We start from the raw sequence: 19,293 nt of genomic DNA on the forward strand, positions 1-19,293 counted from the left end.
GCTATAATAAATTTAATTTTGGGACACACCAATGGAAAAAGCAGGAGGAATTGCAATGATTGAAGCAACAAGCTGTGGTGGTGTGGTAATCTTTCGAGGAAAAATCCTGTTGTTGTATAAGAATTACAGGAATAAATACGAAGGCTGGGTTCTGCCGAAGGGAACAGTTGAAGAGGGCGAACAGCACAATGAAACTGCACTTCGGGAAGTGAAAGAAGAAACCGGCGTGAGCGCTCAGATTATCAAATACGTTGGAAAAAGCAACTATACGTTTAACACCTCTTATGATGTCGTTAACAAGGATGTACACTGGTATCTGATGATGGCGGACAGCTATTACAGCAAGCCACAACGGGAAGAATATTTTATGGATTCCGGATATTACAAATATCACGAGGCGTACCATCTGTTAAAATTTCCGAACGAAAAACAGATATTGGATCAGGCGTACGAGGAATATACTGCTTTGAAGCAGAATAATCTGTGGGGAAGCAAAAAATATTTTTAATGAGCTATGAAAAAGAAAAAACGTATCGTATATAATTTATGTCTGGCTGTATTGATCTGTATTTTCCTTGGTTCTGCGGGGTATCTTGCCTATTATTTCCTGCAGAGCAAGAAAAGTGAAGATCAGTTTCAGGAGCTGGAGGCTATGATTGACGCTCCGGTCAACGAAGAGGAGATTGTCTACGTGGCAACAGATGGCGATGCAGAACCGGGATTAGAATTTGTGAATATCGATGGAACTCGCGTCCAGAAATCTTTTGCTTCCCTCTATCGGGAGAATCATGATTTTATCGGCTGGCTGTCCATCGAGGATACGAACATTGATTATCCGGTTATGCAGACACCAGAAGAGGAAGAGTATTATATCCATCGGGATTTTTACGGCGAATACAGCAGTGCAGGTACGTTGTTTGTTGATCTTGAAAGCAATGTGCAGAAGCCTTCCGACAACATCTTGATCTACGGACATAATATGAAAACTGGAAAGATGTTTCATGACTTATTAAAATATGAGAATGAATCATTTTATAAAAATCACAAATACATTCAGTTTGATACCATTTACGGAAATGGCACTTACGAAGTGATTGCCGCCTTCCGTACCCACATACTGACAGAAAAGGAAGATGGGTTCCGTTATTATCAGTTCTTTAACGCGGAGGATAAATCCGCATTTAACCAGTATGTATCCGGCTGCAAAGCATTGACCGGATATACGATTGACACGGATGCTTCTTACGGTGATTCGCTGCTTACTTTATCGACCTGCGCCTATCATACAGACAACGGAAGATTTGTTGTAGTTGCGAAGAAACTGACCCCTTAATTCTATGAAAACAGGCGAACAGAAACTGTATTTTATTATTGACAAGTAAAATGTTCTATGATATAGTATCAAATGTTCCGCCGGTGTGTCGGAATTGGCAGACGAGGCAGACTCAAAATCTGTTGATGGCAACATCGTGCGGGTTCAAGTCCCGCCACCGGCATTGAATGTAAAATGCGAGAGTCCTTAAAATTTAAGGATTCCCGCATTTTTTGTTACTAAAAACATGGTAGGTGCGCAAAAGGTGCGCAAAAATATCAAGTATCATCCAAGCCGGATCATTTCTTTTCGCAACCGACGAATGATCTTCTTCTCCAGTCTGGAGATGTACGACTGTGAGATTCCAAGCAGATCTGCAACCTCCTTTTGCGTCATTTCCTCATCATCATGGCCAATCCCATATCGAAGCTCGATGATCGTGCGCTCCCGGTCACTTAAAATGTCCATTGCCTGTTCCAACAGGTTCAAATCGACTTCATCTTCGATATCCTTGTACACCAGATCTTCCTCCGTGCCAAGAATATCGGAGAGCAGCAGCTCATTTCCATCCCAGTCCACATTCAGTGGTTCATCGATGGAAACCTCGGTTTTGATACGGGAATTGCGGCGTAGATGCATCAAAATTTCATTTTCGATGCAACGGCTGGCATACGTTGCCAGTTTGATATTTTTGTCCGACTTAAAGGTATTGATTGCTTTGATCAGTCCGATCGTACCGATCGAGATCAGATCCTCCACGCCGACACCCGTGTTATCAAATTTCTTTGCAATGTAAACGACCAGACGCAGATTATGCTCGATCAACGTCTGTCTTGCCTCTAAAACATCATCATCCAGATGCGTCAAGAGCAAGGTTTCCTCCTCTGAGGAGAGTGGTGCCGGAAGAATCTCCGCGCCTCCGATATAATGCACTTCATTTTTTGGAAATAAGAGATAATTCGCTATGCTCTTGATATTGAAACGGATCATATTGTTGCTGACGATGCTAATCATGTTGGTTCCTCCTTCTTAGGTTGTAATTTTTCATGCAGTAATACGTCATATCGGTTTTCAAAGAAGATTTCCCGGCTGATTCCAGCTGTGACCGCATAGAATGTTGTGCGCGATTGCGTATACACCAGCTTTGGAATCGTAATTGCCGGCATCAGGGAAAACCGGTTTCCTATGGTATGGTAAGAAATCGGAAAAAACGTGATTTCTCCGGTTTCGTTCATTTGTAAGTACGGAAATTGTCCGGTTTTATGATACTGTTCGAGTTGTGCGTAGCTTTGCTCAGACAGAAGATTTTTCAATAAACGATAGTTTATAAGGATTGCCGGTTGTTTTGTATAGGGATTTTGAAGCCGGTTTCCAGTATCCACAAAGGCATTGGCAGAGAGTGTCCTTGCAGGAAACACAAGTTCTACTGCATATGCGTGGGCTTGCATCTGCTTTCGGTCATATATCCGCCGGGCAATCCGGCATACCAATACCGAAGCGATACATGTCAGATAAAATCCGGGGGTCCGAAACGCTGTGCCGTCCGCTATGTAAAATAATTGCAGCATTCCAGCCAACCATATACAACCAGCAAGCACGACCAGTATCATTTTCCACATTGGAATCGGATATGGCACGTGTTTTGTAAGAAAATATGTCATAAAAAAGTAGCTTGTGGCATATAATACATAATAGAGAGTACATAAAGATATCGTTATCAAAAAAATACCTGTCGATAAAGCTGCCATAAAAATCGTCCACATACATGTGCGGAGGATTTTTATGGACTGCCCAAGTATCGTCTGTATCATGCAGAGCAGCGTCACATTCACAAGACAGTGATACAGAAACAATACATCGGCGTAGACAACATAGGTCATGTTCACCTCCTTTGATCATTCCTCCGTATTATATATAATTCCGCATGAAATAAATGTCATAATTCGTATTCTGATTTCGTAAAATTCCAAGCATTTTCGACATCGCCATTCGACCAAATACAAGCAATAGGAGAGAATTATGGATAAATCTGTCTATTCTACCGAGAAAATCAGCACCGGGCTGGCAGTGTCCTTGGAGACAGACCAAAGTTCCACGCGGCAGTTTACCATTTTGATCCGGTATCTTGGTGCATTTGATTCCTTACAGGAAATCGCTGTTTTTCCAATAGTTCCGTTATTGAACCGTTTTGCAGTTGGAACAGCCTCCAAAGAAGAGATTCTTCGTCTGGCATATATGCCAGAGGTTTTATACATCGACCTGACACGGCAGATGGAGTACGAGCAGGCAGTACAGGCAGAAGACCGGATTGCTGCATGCTTTCCAATGTATGACGAACAGGAAAGCGTTTTACGCGGCAATGGTATCCTGATTGGAATCGTAGATTCCGGACTGGAGTTTATGCATCCTGCATTGATTACCCAAGACGGCAAAAGCCGGATCGTTGCTTATTGGGATCAATCACAGACCGGTATTCCACCGGAACCCTATGGATTTGGTACAGAATATTCTGCGAACCAGATTCAATCTGTTGTTTCAGAAGGAACGGATCGCCGCTATGATACAAGTGGACATGGAACCGCAGTCGCAAGTATCCTGACGGCATTCAGTACCGGAGCTTCTCTGATTGGCGTAGCCTCCCGTCCAAATACCGCCGCATTTTTGTGTGCAGTCGACTATATTGTCCGCTATGCCATGCAGCAGCGCCTTCCACTTGTTTTAAATCTGAGCTATGGAAATAATTACGGCGATCACTATGGAAATTCAATCGTAGAGCAGTATCTGGATGCCCTGCGCGCAAACGGAAAAGTCACAATCGTAACCGGGATGGGCAACGAGGGGAACACCGGGCGACACCGTTACATCGGAGGAAATACTGCACAAACCGTTGGAATCCTTGTCGGAGATGGACTTCTTACCTTCTCTTTACAACTGTGGTTTGCACCTGCGACCGCCTTTCTTTTTCGCATACAGGCTCCAGCTGGGCAGGCAACCACCTACATACCTTCCCAAAATGCCGGAGAATTTTATTCTTTCGTACTTGCCACAACACAGATTTCTATACAGATCGGGCAGGCAACACCTTTTAACCCAAGAAGAGAGATCTTTATTGTTTTTCGTGGAACGGTAATTCCGTATGGATATTGGAGTCTTTCCATCCAGCCGTATTTTGATCAGCCCTATCAGATTGATGCATGGCTCCCGGTTGCCTCATCCACACAGGCAACTGTAGAATTCGAGGTTCCAACAACTGACCTTTCCCTGACAATTCCAGCATCTGCCTCAAACGTGATCAGCGTTGGTGCCTATAACGGGGCAAGGCTCAGCGTGGCACCATTTTCAGGAAAAGGAAGTACATCTATCCAAAAGCCGGATCTGGTCGCCCCGGGTGTTGATATCCTTGCCGCCAATGCCAGCGGTGGATACCGGCTGGTAAGCGGCACCTCCTTTGCGACACCATTTGTTGCCTCTGCCGCAGCCAATCTGATGCAATGGGGCATTACCGATGGAAACGATTCTTTCCTGTACGGTGCGCGGGTAAAAGCCTATCTGATCAACGCAGCACGCGCCTTACCTGGCAGCAAACAGATTCCAAATCCTTCCGAGGGCTGGGGGAGATTATGCGCCAATGCCAGCGTCCCCAGATACAATCCACCGATTCTGTCCTAGATTTCCGGTGTCGACGATTCCCGGAATCTGTGCTATGATAGATTTCAGTGTAATTAAACGAAAAACAGAAGAAAAGTGAGGGCGTTTCGATGGCAGAAACAACCGCAGAAAAAAAGCATATTACAATCGGTATTTTAGCCCACGTCGATGCTGGAAAAACAACGCTTTCGGAAGAACTCCTCTATGAGACCGGCGTCCGGAAGCAGGCAGGACGGGTCGATAACGGTGATACCTTACTCGACCATGACGAGATGGAGCGAAGCCGGGGCATTACGATTTTTTCCAAGCAGGCAGAGCTTTCCACCGCTGAAACAGATATTACCCTGCTAGATACACCCGGGCACGTGGATTTTACCGCTGAGATGGAGCGTACCTTACAGGTACTTGACTATGCCATCCTTGTGATCAGTGCCTCTGACCGGATTCAGGCGCATACAAAGACAGTCTGGCGATTATTAAACGAATATCGGATTCCAGTATTTTTATTTGTCAATAAAATGGATCAGCCTGACAATCTCCAGTCAGAGATTTTGACTGAATTACAGGATTTTTCTGATAAAATCGTCGCATTTTCCTGCTATGAGCAGGGTACTATCCATACATCGGAGGATTTCTATGAATCCATCGCAATGGCATCGGAGGATGAAACCATTTTAAATACCTATATGGAACAGGGGGCACTTTCTGATACCTGTATCCAGACTATGATCAAACAGCGGCATATCATCCCGTGTTATTTCGGAAGCGCGCTAAAAGGAATTGGTGTGGATGCACTTTTAAACGGTTTAGATGCTTACACAACCGATGCGTACCAAACCCTGACCGAAGCACCGTTTGGTGCCCGCGTCTATAAGATTACCCGCGATGAAAAGGGAAACCGGCTCGCCCATATCAAAGTGATGCAGGGATCCTTATCTGTCCGGGATACCGTCGGAGAAGAGAAGGTTACACAGATCCGTATCTATAATGGGGAACATTATCAGACCGTTCCAACCGTAACCGCAGGACATATCTGCAGTATTACGGGGCTGGAAACCGCACAGGCAGGGGACGGCATCGGCGATTACAGTGATAACCCGATGGCGTGCATCGAGCCGGTGATTTCCTATACGATCACCTTTGACGAAGCTGTCAGCACACGTTTGATGTATACAAAAATAAAAGATCTCGATGAAGAACTTCCAGAGCTGCATCTGTCATGGAACGAACCGACTGAAACAATCCAGATCATGCTGATGGGCCCGGTTCAGATTGAGATTCTGACACAACTGATCAAAAACCGCTGTGGTGTTGTGCCGACTTTTGACAGCGGTAAGATCCTGTATAAAGAAACGATCGCCCAGCCGGTGATCGGTGTCGGACATTTTGAACCACTGCGTCATTATGCAGAGGCACATATCCGTATTGAACCGGCAGAACGTGGAAGCGGCGTGGATGCATCCCTTGACTGCAGCGAAGATATCCTTGCCAAAAACTGGCAGCGTCTGGTCTATACCCATCTGCTGGAACGGACGCACCGTGGCACAAAGATCGGTGCACCCTTAACGGATGTACATTTCACTGTAATAAACGGACGTGCCCACACGAAACATACCGAGGGCGGAGATTTCCGTCAGGCAACATACCGTGCAGTGCGGCAGGGGCTGATGGAAGCTGGTACGATTATTTTAGAACCGGAATATGATTTTACATTGGAAATACCTGCTTCGATGATTGGACACGCCATGACAGACCTGCAGTCTATGTATGCGGTCATGGAGGCACCGGAACAGCTTGGCGACCGTGCAATCATACGCGGACACGGACCAGTTGCAACGTTGCGGGATTACCAGCTTCATGTACGCGCATTTACGAAAGGGCAGGGCGAGTTTCAGGTAAGCTTCCGCGGCTACATGCCGTGTCACAACGAGGAAGAGGTCATACAGACCCATCCATATGATCCAGAAGCGGATTTACGCAACCCGACATCCTCTGTATTCTGCGCACATGGTTCCGGTTTCCTTGTCCCGTGGGATCAGGTAAAGGCATATATGCACGTCAGTGATGCAACGGACACTGAGCAGGAACAGGCAGAATATACCGTTCACAGCCGGGAAAACTTTGATTATTCGATTGGATTAGACGAGATCGATGCGATTTTGTCCGGGCAGACTGCAAACCAAAATGCGAAAAAACAGATCTATAAAAAGAAGATCGTGCGGCACACAGAGACTTACACCGGAAAAGCATCCAAGGTAATCGTCACGCCAAAAGAAAAGCGCCTGATCGTAGATGGCTACAATGTTATTTTTGCATGGGAATCCCTGACGGAGCTTGCAAAAACGAATCTCGATGCGGCAAAGGATAAGCTCATTTCCCTGTTATCAAATTACCAGGGGATCACCGGTGTCAAAACCCTGCTTGTCTTTGATGGCTATAAGGTAAAGGGCAATCATGGCAGTACGACCGTGCAGGAGGATATCGAAATCGTGCACACAAAGGAAAACCAGACTGCCGATCAGTTTATCGAAGCCTATACACATGAAAATGAAGGACAATACCAGATGACCGTTGCCACTTCAGATGGTCTGATCCAGACGATCACACGCGGTGCCGGCTGTCAGATCATTTCCTCCAGAGAGCTATATTCTGCGATGGAAGCAGCTGCAAAAGAGCTGCGGGAAATGTACGATATCAAATAGAGCATAACTGTACCTGTAAATCAACAATTTATGGGTGCAGTTATTTGTATTTATAGGAAATCTATGCTATAATTTGAGTAATTATGACTAGAATAGATATAGTTTGACATAACAGGAGGTTTCAATGAGAGAATATACAACACAGATGGATGCAGCCAGAAAGGGCATTATCACTCCGGAACTTACAAAAGTTGCTGAAAAAGAACATATGCGGGAAGATGAATTACTCCCACTTGTAGCAGAGGGAAAAGTTGTCATTCCTGCAAATAAATTACACACCTGTCTGAATCCAGAAGGAATCGGGTCCATGCTTCAGACGAAGATCAACGTCAATCTCGGCATCTCCAGAGATTGCAAGGATTACGATATTGAGATGAAGAAAGTCATGGAAGCTGTCAATCTCGGTGCACACGCCATTATGGATCTGTCTTCCCACGGAAATACAGAACCGTTCCGTAAGAAGCTGATTGCTGAATGTCCGGTTATGGTTGGTACCGTACCAATCTATGATTCAGTGATTCATTACCAGCGCGATCTTGCAACACTGACCGCGAAGGATTTTATTGATGTGGTACGTCTGCACGCAGAAAATGGTGTGGATTTCGTAACACTGCACTGTGGCATCACAAGAAAGACAATTGACCAGATCAAGAAGCATAAACGGAAGATGAACATTGTATCCCGTGGTGGCTCCCTCGTCTTTGCATGGATGACAATGACCGGAGAAGAGAATCCATTTTACGAATATTACGATGAAATCTTAGATATCTGTGCTGAGTACGATGTAACCGTTTCCCTTGGAGACGCCTGTCGTCCGGGCTGTCTTGCCGACGCAACCGATGTCTGCCAGATTGAAGAGCTTGTACGACTCGGTGAACTTACCAAGCGTGCGTGGGAGAAGCATGTACAGGTTATGGTCGAGGGACCGGGACATGTGCCAATGGATCAGATTGCAGCCAACATGAAGGTGCAGCAGACGATCTGTATGGGTGCTCCATTCTATGTACTTGGTCCTCTGGTAACGGATATTGCACCGGGCTATGATCATATTACTGCCGCTATCGGTGGTGCGATCGCCGCACAGGCAGGTGCCGCGTTCTTATGCTATGTAACACCGGCAGAGCATCTGGCATTGCCAAATGTCGACGATGTCAAGCAGGGAATCATCGCATCGAAGATTGCCGCACATGCAGCCGATATCGCGAAGGGCGTGCGCGGAGCACGTGATATCGATGATAAAATGGCAGATGCCCGTCGCGTATTAGACTGGGACAAGCAGTGGGAATGCGCTTTAGATCCCGAAACTGCCAAAGCCATCCGGGCAGACAGAAGCCCGGAGCATGAAGATACATGTTCGATGTGTGGAAAGTTCTGTGCTGTACGAAGCATGAATAAAGCGTTAGCAGGAGAATACATTGACATCTTATAAAAAATGGGAGGGTACTTATGGAAAAAAAAGAAGTTTGGGAAAACATAAAGAAATATGCAAAAGTATTTTTTCAGGGTGTAGGATTATTTTTTGCATATGTCTTTCACTACATTGCGGTATTTGCAAAGTTTGTCTATAAGCATTTGAAAAAGCTGTTCAAAAAGCTTTACCGGATTATCCGCAGACATATCCGCAGAGTGAAAAAACATATGAAAGCCGGTGATTACAGTTTACTATTTTATACCGTGCTTGGGGTTGTGATTTTTATTGTATTGCTGGTTTTACTGATTCACGGAATCTCTGGCAAGAAGAAGACTTCCACCGCTACAACGACGGAAGCAACCAGCGAAGCTTCCACTACGGAAGAAGTTGATCCACAGGCTGTTCTACGCGAGCAGGCAACGTATATCTACCAGAATAATCCAGATTACCTGATGCTTGTCAACGATACAAACCCGATTCCGGATGGATATACCTTTGAACAACATACTCTGAACAGTGGTTATATCGTAGATGAACGCATCTACAACGATCTGCTTGCAATGCTGGAAGCATGTAACGCTGCCGGAAGTGAGTATACGATCAAGGGTGGCTATATCAGCGCCGATACCGAGGGTAGTGGGGAATATGCAACCGGTCTTGCATTCGATGTAACAGCGCATGATGTTGCAGAGTTAGACCCTGCTGTTGTATCACAGCTTCCAACAAACCAGTGGCTGATGCAGAATTGTTCTTCCTTCGGTTTCATCGTCCGTTATCCAGAAGGTAAGGAAAGCATTACCGGACATAATTTTGAGCCATGGCATTTCCGCTATGTCGGAAGAGATGCGGCTGTCTTTATGACGACGAACAACCTGACATTAGAAGAGTTCTACACTTTGGTAAATGGTGGTTCCGTATCCACAGCCACAGCAACCTCTGCCACACCGGCAGTTGATCCAACCGCTGTGACAGCCGAAGATCCTAGTGCAACAACAGAAGCTACAACGGAAGCAACAACCGAAAATCCGCTGGATATTTTAAATTAGAAATAGAAAGATAGAAAGTATATGAGTAAACCAGATAAACATATGAAAAAAGGACCATACGAACGGGAGATGGCGCGCCGCAGACGGGAACGAAAGCGACGCATCCGTCGTTTCCACCTGATCTGTCTTGGCGTTATGCTCCTTGCATTTATTATTGTGTGTGTAAATATATTTTCGCACAAAAAGAGCATCCGCAAGGAAGCGGTTTCTCTCTATGAAGCGGGAAACTATCAGGAAGCTTTGGACAAATTCAAGGAAGCTTATGCGGAGAAACAATGGTTTTCAGACTCCATCAATGTAGATATTCTGCTATATGAGGCAGACTGCATGATGCAGCTCCAGTTGTTCTCCGATGCGGAGCTGACTTATCTGGATATCCAGAAAAAATACCCGACTTCCAAGTATGACAAGGAACAGCTTTCCTATCTGTCCGACCTGTCTCATGCGCTTGGCAATTATCAGCGCGGAGATTATGTTTCAACTGTCGCGACTTTCACAAAGGCAGTGGAAAACGGACATAAGGATATCAGTATCTATGCAGCCATCTGTTATGAAAACCAGAAAAGCTATGATAAGATGAAAGAATATCTGGATATCTACGCGAACTATCATGGAATCGATGCATATGTGAATTATAAATATGCATCCTATTATTATGACACCAAAGACTATAATCAGGCATTAACCTATCTTGCACAGGGAGAATCCGCAGGAGACAGTGACTATCTGCAGGAAATCTTATATGCAGAGATCATGTGCTATAAAGAGCTACAAAACTATACCGAAGCATTTTCACGTGCCACTTCCTATATTGCCAAATATCCGGAAGATCAGAAGGGACAGGATTTATACGCCTATCTGGATACCCGTGTGAATGTAAATGAAGTTCCTGTCAATGATCGTTACCACCTGTATTCAGAACCAGAGAATTCCAGCGCAGTAGAGTAACAATAATTTATTTATGTAAACTAAAAGGACATTCTATGTACGAAAATAAAGAAGAAATTGAAAAAGTCATTCTGTTTGCGGTTGATTTAGACAACGGCGAACAGGTTCCAGCCAATCTGGATGAATTGGAAGAACTGGTAGCAACCGCCGGTGCTGAGACACTTGGACGCATGATCCAAAACAAAGATTCCATCGAGAAAGCGACTTATCTCGGAACTGGTAAAGTCGAGGATCTGCGAGACATGGTGGAGCGTCTTGGTGCGACGGGTGTCGTGTGCGATGATGAATTATCGCCGATCCAGATGAAGAATCTGGAGCAGGAATTGGACACAAAGGTCATGGACCGGACGATGATAATCTTAGATATCTTCGCGAAACACGCAACAACACGGGAGGGTAAGCTTCAGGTAGAACTCGCACAGCTCAAATACCGCAGCAACCGTCTGATCGGTATGGGACAGGTAATGTCCCGTCTTGGTGGTGGTATCGGTACGAGAGGTCCCGGTGAGAAGAAGCTCGAGGTCGACCGCCGTCTGATCCGTGAACGTATTTCAAAGCTGTCTGCTGACCTGAAAGACGATATTGCGCACCGCGAGGTAATGCGCAAGCAGCGTCTGAACAGCCATATACCGATCGTATCGATCGTTGGATATACGAATGCCGGCAAGTCAACACTGCTCAATCATATGACACAGGCGGGTGTCTTAGAGGAGGATAAGCTGTTTGCAACCCTTGATCCGACCTCCCGGAACTACAAGCTCCCGAATGGACAGGAGATCATCCTGACGGATACGGTTGGTTTTATCCGCAAGCTGCCACATCATCTGATTGATGCATTCCGTTCAACATTAGAAGAAGCAAAGTTTGCCGATATTATCCTCCATGTCGTTGATATCTCGAACCCACAGGCAGATCTGCATATCCTGACTGTATATGATACATTGCGTGAGTTAGGCGTAAAGGATAAGCCGGTTGTCACATTATTTAACAAGATAGACAAAGTGGACGAACTCCCGGCTGTCAAAGATTTTCAGGCAGATCATACGTTATATATCTCTGCCAAACAGGAGACCGGATTCGAGAAGATCACGGATATTCTCGCAGAAATTATCAACCAGAGCCGCATTTACATTGAACAGACGATTCCATACGCCAAGGCAGGCGTGATCCAGCAGATCCGCAAATCAGGCAATCTGTTAGAAGAAGAATACCGCGAGGACGGCATCTTCGTCCGTGCGTATGTCGATGCAGGCACGAAAGGGCTATTATAACATGGAATTACCGATTACTTTTGAACAAAATATGCGAACGCTTCTTCAGGACGATTATGATTCGTATGCGGCATGCCTCGAACAGCCGATGCATCACGGCATCCGCATCAACACGATGAAGATATCTGTGGAAGAATTTCTGAAGATCAATCCATTTCATCTGCGCCCGGTTCCATGGTGTGAGAATGGATTTTATTACGATGAGACACTGGATAAGCCATCCAAGCATCCATATTATTTTGCAGGGCTTTACTATATTCAGGAGCCTTCTGCCATGACACCGGCACATGTACTGCCTGTGGAGGCAGGAGACCGGGTGCTCGATATCTGCGCCGCACCGGGTGGCAAATCAACCGAGCTTGCGGCGAAATTACACGGAACCGGCTTGCTTGTATCGAATGATATCAGTGCTTCGCGCGCGAAGGCATTGCTGAAGAACTTAGAGGTTTTCGGCGCAGAAAATGCGCTGATTATCAGCGAAGCACCTTACAAATTAGCCGAACGCTTCCACGAATATTTTGATAAGATCCTGATCGATGCGCCGTGCTCCGGAGAGGGCATGTTCCGCAAATCCGTATCGATGATCACCGCATGGGAGAATAACGGCAATCAGTTGTTTGCCGACCTGCAGCGAAGCATCTTAGATCAGGTTGTCACAATGCTTAAACCCGGTGGCATGCTGCTTTATTCGACCTGTACATTTGCGCCCCTTGAAAATGAGCAGTCCATCGAATATCTGCTTTCGTTGGATGATCGTCTGGAGCTGGTGGATTTCCACCCGTATGAGGGCTTTGACCACGGACATCCGGAATGGGGCAACACCGGAAATGAGACACTGAAGCGCTGCGCCAGACTCTGGCCACATAAGATCGAGGGCGAGGGACATTTTGTATGCCTTGTCAAGAAGCAGGGCGATCGGGATAACCGCGCCAATTATGGCGATTATCCGGTCAAGCGCGCAAAGCTGCCGGATTCCGTCACCGAATTTTTATCACATACGACGCACGAATTTCATCCGGAACGGTTTGAAATCTCAGGCGATAAACTATACTACATACCAGAAAGCTTCCCAACAGTCCGCGGACTCCGGATCTTACGGTGTGGCTTGTATGTCGGCGAGATCAAGAAGAACCGCTTCGAACCGAGCCAGTCACTTGCAATGGCGCTTACAAAGAAAGAATTTGATAACTGTCTCGATCTTCCTGCGGATGATGCAAAGGTCATCAAATACTTAAAGGGCGAGACGATTGATTTCGATGATGCATCGGTCAAAAACGGTTACGTATTAGTATGTGTAGATGGATATCCACTTGGCTTCGGTAAAGCAAACCAAGGAGTTTTGAAGAACAAGTATTTACCTGGATGGAGGTTGATGTCATGAAGATAGCAGTAATTACAGGTGCCTCTTCCGGTTTGGGAAGAGAGTTCGCCAAACAGATCAATCAGCATTTTGTCACACTTGACGAGGTCTGGCTGATCGCACGAAGAGAAGAACGATTGAATGAATTAAAGGAATCCCTGCACGGTGTCCATGTACGGACAATTCCGATTGATCTGTGCGACCGGGATGCCGTTGGGACTTACGAGGAAATGCTGCAGAAATTCCATCCACAGATCCGCGTGCTTGTGAATGCTGCTGGATATGGAAAGATGGGCTATGTCGAGCAGATCTCCGAGGAAGATTTGGCGGGCGAGATCCGGTTGAACTGTGAATCCCTGACACGTATGACGAAGATTTCCCTTCCATACATGGCGAAGCGTTCGAATATCATCAATATTGCAAGCTCCGCTGCATTTATGCCGCAGCCAAACTTCGCGGTCTATGCAGCAAGCAAATCCTATGTGCTTTCATTCTCCAGAGCCTTGCATCAGGAATTGAAGAAGCATGGGATCGTTGTAACCGCTGTCTGTCCGGGACCGGTAAACACGGAGTTTTTTGATATCGCAGAAAGCTATACCAAGACCAAAGGATATAAGGTTATCCTGCGTGCCAATGCAGGCAAAGTCGTTACACTTGCAATAAAGGATGCAATGAAAGGAAAGACCGTATCAACGTATGGAGTTGTCATGAAGGCATTCCGAGTTGTGACAAAGATTATTCCGCATGGCTTAATTGTTCCATTCATACACTAAACAGCTTGATATATCTAAAATAAAGGACAGACTTATTGCAATGAAAAAGAAAGAAAAAGGCCAGTATGGCTATATTAATTATTACAAAAAAGGAAAGCTGCTTGTGACGTTGATCCTTGCGATCATGATTGCTTCGATCATTCTTTCCATGCTGCTTGCATTTGGTGACACCGGACGTATCGGTATTATATTCGCGATACTCCTTGTTCTGCCGTTTGCAAAGTTTCTGATTGCCTATATTATGTGTGCGAAATTTCAGACGATGCCGCAGGATGTTTATGACGTGGTACACGGGCAGACCGATGAGACGGACATGATCTACGATCTTGTGATTACACAGTCCGAGGGGATGCATTACTACGATGCGGTCTGTGTCAGAAACGGAAGTGTGTACGCGCTTGTATTAGATAAACATTTCAAGGAAGAGAAGAAGGAATACGAGACATTCATGCAACAGGCACTTGCAAACAGCAAGTACAAATACATTGTTCACCTGTACACGGATACGGATGCCTTTGCGAAGAAGATTCATAGCATCGGTGAACCGAATGACAAGACAAAATTAATTGACCAGTATATGCGGGAACAGATACTGACGTTCTGCGTGTAGCAAGGAGGAACCCGGGTATGCAGGAGCTAACCATCACAGATTTAGAATCCGGACAACGCTTAAATAAATACATGATGAAATACCTGAATCAGGCACCTTCTTCCTTTATCTACAAGATGCTCCGAAAGAAAAACATCACCAGAAACGGCAAGAAAGCATCCGGTGATGAAATCCTGGAATGTGGCGATGTGATCAAAGTATTTCTGGCGGATGAGACGATTGAGAAGTTTCGTGTTGTACATACCGGGAATCCACACTTTGATAGTGGCTCCAAACAACATGATATCGTGAAATCCGCAGGTTCGGCAACTTCCGATGGTTCAGCACAGGCCTCCGGACAGAAGCCGGGAATCACGCTGCAGATCCTCTACCAGAATCCGGATATCTTAGCGGTGCATAAGCCCGTTGGTGTCTTATCGCAGAAAGCAAAAAAGGATGATTACTCCATCAACGAAGCAATTCTTGATTACTGCCTTTCCATGCGGATTCTAACCGCGAAACAGCTAGAGACGTTTCACCCGTCGATCAGCAACCGCTTAGACCGGAATACCTCCGGCATTATCCTCGCCGGAATCTCGTTGAAGGGCAGTCAGACGTTAGCCCGCATATTAAAGGGACATACCTGTGAAAAATATTACTACACGATCGTAGCCGGAGAGATGAAACAGCGCATCCACGAGAAAGCCTACATCGTAAAGGATACAAAAAAGAATCAGTCTAAGATACAGAAACTCGAAAGTCCCGGTGCGTCAATGATCGAGACTGCATTTACACCGCTTTGCGTAAAAAATGGCTTTACCTTATTGCAGGTACAGCTTTTCACCGGAAAATCGCATCAGATCCGTGCGCATCTGCAATCACTCGGCTATCCGATGGCAGGCGATACGAAATACGGCAATCCGGCGGTAAACCGGAAGCTTCGCGAGCGATACCATCTGAACCATCAGTTACTTCACGCAGGCAGACTTGTATTACCGGATATCCCGGAAATCACAGATCCTTTGCCAGCAGAATTTCAGAAAGTAGCGGATGGGCTGGGGTTGAAACTACCGGCAAACTACTAAATATCATGGATCAATGAAGATAAAATCCATAAATATTTACATTTCATAATATAGCACAACAAATAGAAAGCAAAACAACATGCCAACATGGAATTCCAGAGGATTACGCGGTTCCACCTTAGAGGAACTCGTCAATCTGACCAATGAATTATATACAGAGAAAAACTTAGCGCTCATGCAGAAGATTCCGACACCAATCACGCCTGTCAAGATTGATTCGGAAAGCGGGCAGATCAAGCTTGCTTATTTCGAGAAGGATTCCACCGTCGACTATATCGGGGTGGTACAGGGCGTTCCGGTCTGCTTCGATGCAAAGGAGTGCGCGACAGATACATTTCCACTCCGGAATATCCATGAACACCAGATTCATTTCATGCGGCAATTTGAGAAGCAGCGGGGCATAAGCTTCTTGCTTGTGATGTTTACTGCACGCAATGAATTTTACTACCTGCGGCTGTGTGAGTTAGAAACCTATCTTGCCCGGACCGAGCAGGGACATGCAAAGAATTTTAAGTACGAGGAATTAAATCCCGCCTATTTTATAAAGTCACAATCCGGGGCACCGATTCATTATCTGAAGGGGCTGCAGCTGGATTTGCAGGAAAGAGAGGATTAAACGATGTATCAATATTACCGTATAGCGGCCGCAGTTCCGGACATGCGTGTTGCGGATACTGCTTATAATGTCGACCAGATGCTTCAAAAAGTGGAAGAAGCAAAACAAAAAGGCGTCAATCTGATTACATTCCCGGAGCTGTCTGTCACCGGATATACCTGCGGGGATTTATTCCTGCAGCAGACACTGCTTACAGAAAGCAAAAAAGAAGCTGCCCGTTTTGTACAGACGACCGCAGATTGTGATATGGTTGTTGTATTCGGTATGCCGCTTTCGATTGCAAATGCGCTCTATAATGTCGCTGTGACCGCATACCGCGGACATATCTACGGCATCACCGTCAAGACATTTCTTCCGAATTACAACGAATTCTATGAGAAACGCTGGTTTTCTTCTGCACGGGAATTATCAACAGATCATATCTATGCCTCTGAATTACTTGGCTCTGAGGAGTGTGATTATGCTATTCCACTCGGCAATAACCTGATCTATCATCTGCCGGATGCGTTCTGCTTTGGTGCAGAAATCTGCGAGGACTTATGGGCACCAATCCCCCCATCTGCATTTATGGCAATGAGCGGGGCAGAGCTGATTTTAAACCTTTCTGCAAGCAACGATACGATTGGAAAGCGTGAATACCGCGAGAAGCTTGTAAAAGAGAAATCAACCTCTCTGATGTGCACCTATCTCTATGCGAGCGCCGGAGCAAACGAGAGTACAACCGACCTGATCTTCTCCGGTCACTGCATGATCTGCGAGGGCGGAAAGATGCTTGCCGAAAACAGCGAGATTGCTGAAAATAACTATCTGCTAGTCGCAGATATTGACATCGAACGGATTCAGGCAGACCGCCTGAAAGGAAAGACCTATCAGGACTGTGCCGGCACCTACGGCAGCACGGTTTCGATGCATCAGATTCTGATTCCGGTATCCGAAGCTTTTGAAAGCGACGGAAGTCTTCGCAGCGTCAATCCACACCCATTTACACCGGGCGATACAAAGAGACGCCAGAAGCGTTGTATGGATATCTTCCATATGCAGATCGGCGGACTTGCAAAGCGGCTTTCCATCTGTGGCGGAAAGATGGTGATTGGTGTGTCCGGTGGTATGGATTCCACCTTGTCACTGCTTGTGGCTGCACAGACCTTGAAGAAGATGGGGCTGCCTGCTACGAATCTGACCGGAATCACGATGCCAGCCTTCGGCACGACGAATCGCACATATCAAAATTCCCTAACCCTGATGCAGACTCTTGGCATTACAGTCAAGGAAATCCCAATCAAGAATGCATGTATTACACATTATGCGGACATCGGACATGATATGGAGATCAAAGACATTACTTATGAGAATGTGCAGGCACGCGAGCGGACACAGGTGCTGATGGACTATGCCAATAAAATCGGTGCCATCGTCGTCGGAACCGGAGACCTGTCAGAGCTTGCCCTTGGCTGGTGTACCTATAACGCCGATCAGATGAGCATGTACGGCGTCAATGCCAGCATCCCGAAGACACTTGTCAAATGGATGATTGCCAGCGTGATCGAATGTAATATCTTTCCAGAGAGTACCGAAGTCCTGAAAGATATCATCGATACCCCGATCAGCCCGGAGCTTCTTCCTCCGGATGAACACGGCAACATCGTGCAAAAGACCGAAGATTCGGTTGGTCCTTACGAGCTGCATGATTTCTTCCTGTACTATGTCATGCGTTTTGGATACAGCCCGGAGAAGATCTTCTATCTGGCAAAACGTGCATTTGCAGGAACCTATGATGCTGCAACCATCTTAAAATGGATGAAAATGTTCTATCGCCGTTTCTTCGCCCAGCAGTTCAAGCGGAGCTGTATGCCGGATGGCGTGAAGGTCGGTAGTGTATGCTTATCCCCACGTGGCGACTGGCGTATGCCAAGCGATGCATCTGTACAGATCTGGATGCGGCAGTTGGAGGAAATTGTAGATTAAGAATTTATTTTCAAACTATATGCAACCTTTTGTCTGGTTGTGAAGTGTTATATATAGTAAAGGATCGGGAGGAACTGTAATATGGATTTGGAGACAATTGCACTTATTGCCATGGGAGGATGCTTATTTCTCTGGCTTGTTGTGAATTTCATCATCACACTTCATAATGTACGCATAGCAAAAGCGGCGGGGCTTACCGTACAGGTACAATGCGAAAAATGCGGAACGATATATGAAGTAACCGGAAAAGAGGCTACACGCCCGGCTATGGTGAAATATAAGAAGAGCAGTCGTACCCATATATCAAACGGTGCTTTTGTAAATACGCAAAATTACAGCCATTATGCAAAGAAATTTCATTGTCCTTGCTGTGATAAGAAGACCTACGGCAAGGTACTTGATATTCAGGAACTGCAATATGAGGGACAGGATAGTACAATAAAAGAACTCGGAAAAGGCTTTTTGCGTATGGTCATTGGCTGCACAATTATCCTGATTCTTGCACAAATCCCATTCCAGATTGGGAAGAAACAACGGGAACGTGAAGTGCAGCAGATGAAGGAGTAG

The 19,293-nt window shown here is 45.8% G+C and carries 17 protein-coding genes and 1 tRNA gene; 16 read left to right on the forward strand and 2 right to left on the reverse strand.

Annotated features, from left to right (window positions below; all coding sequences use genetic code 11):
* Positions 1-55 precede the first annotated feature (55 nt).
* From AAAT93_RS05725 to AAAT93_RS05735, 3 genes are all read left to right on the forward strand, one after another.
* Positions 56-508 carry an NUDIX hydrolase gene (locus AAAT93_RS05725; RefSeq protein WP_021985476.1) on the forward strand — a complete coding sequence of 151 codons (453 nt, stop codon included), beginning with the start codon at positions 56-58 and terminating at the stop codon, positions 506-508.
* Between the two features lie 6 nt (positions 509-514).
* On the forward strand, positions 515-1,333 hold the full coding sequence (locus AAAT93_RS05730; RefSeq protein ID WP_118544974.1) for a class B sortase: 819 nt from the start codon (positions 515-517) through the stop codon (positions 1,331-1,333).
* Between the two features lie 79 nt (positions 1,334-1,412).
* Positions 1,413-1,496: transfer RNA gene (locus AAAT93_RS05735), tRNA-Leu, on the forward strand.
* A 101-nt stretch (positions 1,497-1,597) separates the two neighbouring features.
* Here the strand turns inward: AAAT93_RS05735 and sigE are convergent.
* Both sigE and AAAT93_RS05745 read right to left on the reverse strand, forming a co-directional pair.
* Positions 1,598-2,326, reverse strand: a complete 729-nt coding sequence (gene sigE / locus AAAT93_RS05740) for an RNA polymerase sporulation sigma factor SigE (RefSeq protein WP_021985478.1) — start codon at positions 2,324-2,326, stop codon at positions 1,598-1,600.
* On the reverse strand, positions 2,323-3,192 hold the full coding sequence (locus AAAT93_RS05745; protein WP_118544975.1) for a sigma-E processing peptidase SpoIIGA: 870 nt from the start codon (positions 3,190-3,192) through the stop codon (positions 2,323-2,325). The genes sigE and AAAT93_RS05745 overlap by 4 nt, the downstream gene beginning before the upstream one ends.
* 139 nt (positions 3,193-3,331) lie before the next feature.
* Here AAAT93_RS05745 and AAAT93_RS05750 point away from each other — a divergent pair, with 139 nt between their 5' ends.
* From AAAT93_RS05750 to AAAT93_RS05810, 13 genes are all read left to right on the forward strand, one after another.
* Positions 3,332-4,981: a S8 family serine peptidase gene (locus AAAT93_RS05750; protein WP_227572793.1), complete on the forward strand. Its 1,650-nt coding sequence runs from the start codon at positions 3,332-3,334 to the stop codon at positions 4,979-4,981.
* Between the two features lie 89 nt (positions 4,982-5,070).
* Positions 5,071-7,662 carry an NYN domain-containing protein gene (locus AAAT93_RS05755; RefSeq protein ID WP_227572794.1) on the forward strand — a complete coding sequence of 864 codons (2,592 nt, stop codon included), beginning with the start codon at positions 5,071-5,073 and terminating at the stop codon, positions 7,660-7,662.
* A 124-nt stretch (positions 7,663-7,786) separates the two neighbouring features.
* Positions 7,787-9,091, forward strand: a complete 1,305-nt coding sequence (gene thiC / locus AAAT93_RS05760; protein WP_118544978.1) for a phosphomethylpyrimidine synthase ThiC — start codon at positions 7,787-7,789, stop codon at positions 9,089-9,091.
* A 17-nt stretch (positions 9,092-9,108) separates the two neighbouring features.
* Positions 9,109-10,119 (forward strand): M15 family metallopeptidase, encoded by a 1,011-nt coding sequence (locus AAAT93_RS05765; RefSeq protein ID WP_118670714.1) that lies wholly within the window; start codon positions 9,109-9,111, stop codon positions 10,117-10,119.
* A gap of 21 nt (positions 10,120-10,140) precedes the next feature.
* A complete protein-coding gene (locus AAAT93_RS05770; protein WP_118670715.1) occupies positions 10,141-11,067 on the forward strand; it encodes a tetratricopeptide repeat protein in 927 nt (308 codons plus the stop codon).
* A gap of 35 nt (positions 11,068-11,102) precedes the next feature.
* Positions 11,103-12,338: a GTPase HflX gene (gene hflX / locus AAAT93_RS05775; protein WP_021985485.1), complete on the forward strand. Its 1,236-nt coding sequence runs from the start codon at positions 11,103-11,105 to the stop codon at positions 12,336-12,338.
* A gap of 1 nt (position 12,339) precedes the next feature.
* Positions 12,340-13,719, forward strand: a complete 1,380-nt coding sequence (locus AAAT93_RS05780) for an RsmF rRNA methyltransferase first C-terminal domain-containing protein (protein ID WP_227572923.1) — start codon at positions 12,340-12,342, stop codon at positions 13,717-13,719.
* Positions 13,716-14,471, forward strand: a complete 756-nt coding sequence (locus tag AAAT93_RS05785; protein ID WP_117780918.1) for an SDR family NAD(P)-dependent oxidoreductase — start codon at positions 13,716-13,718, stop codon at positions 14,469-14,471. The genes AAAT93_RS05780 and AAAT93_RS05785 overlap by 4 nt, the downstream gene beginning before the upstream one ends.
* 40 nt (positions 14,472-14,511) lie before the next feature.
* Complete coding sequence (locus tag AAAT93_RS05790; RefSeq protein ID WP_227572795.1) at positions 14,512-15,081, forward strand: hypothetical protein; 570 nt, start codon at positions 14,512-14,514, stop codon at positions 15,079-15,081.
* Between the two features lie 17 nt (positions 15,082-15,098).
* Complete coding sequence (locus AAAT93_RS05795) at positions 15,099-16,145, forward strand: RluA family pseudouridine synthase (RefSeq protein ID WP_227572796.1); 1,047 nt, start codon at positions 15,099-15,101, stop codon at positions 16,143-16,145.
* A gap of 79 nt (positions 16,146-16,224) precedes the next feature.
* Entirely contained in the window at positions 16,225-16,761 is a 537-nt protein-coding gene (locus AAAT93_RS05800; protein ID WP_227572797.1) for a Holliday junction resolvase RecU, read from the forward strand.
* Positions 16,762-16,764: 3 nt separating this feature from the next.
* A complete protein-coding gene (locus AAAT93_RS05805) occupies positions 16,765-18,726 on the forward strand; it encodes an NAD(+) synthase (protein WP_227572798.1) in 1,962 nt (653 codons plus the stop codon).
* An 81-nt stretch (positions 18,727-18,807) separates the two neighbouring features.
* Positions 18,808-19,293 carry a hypothetical protein gene (locus tag AAAT93_RS05810; protein ID WP_227572799.1) on the forward strand — a complete coding sequence of 162 codons (486 nt, stop codon included), beginning with the start codon at positions 18,808-18,810 and terminating at the stop codon, positions 19,291-19,293.

The sequence above is a fragment of the Coprococcus hominis (ex Arizal et al. 2022) genome, assembly GCF_040094675.1.
Classification (GTDB): domain Bacteria; phylum Bacillota; class Clostridia; order Lachnospirales; family Lachnospiraceae; genus Coprococcus_C; species Coprococcus_C hominis.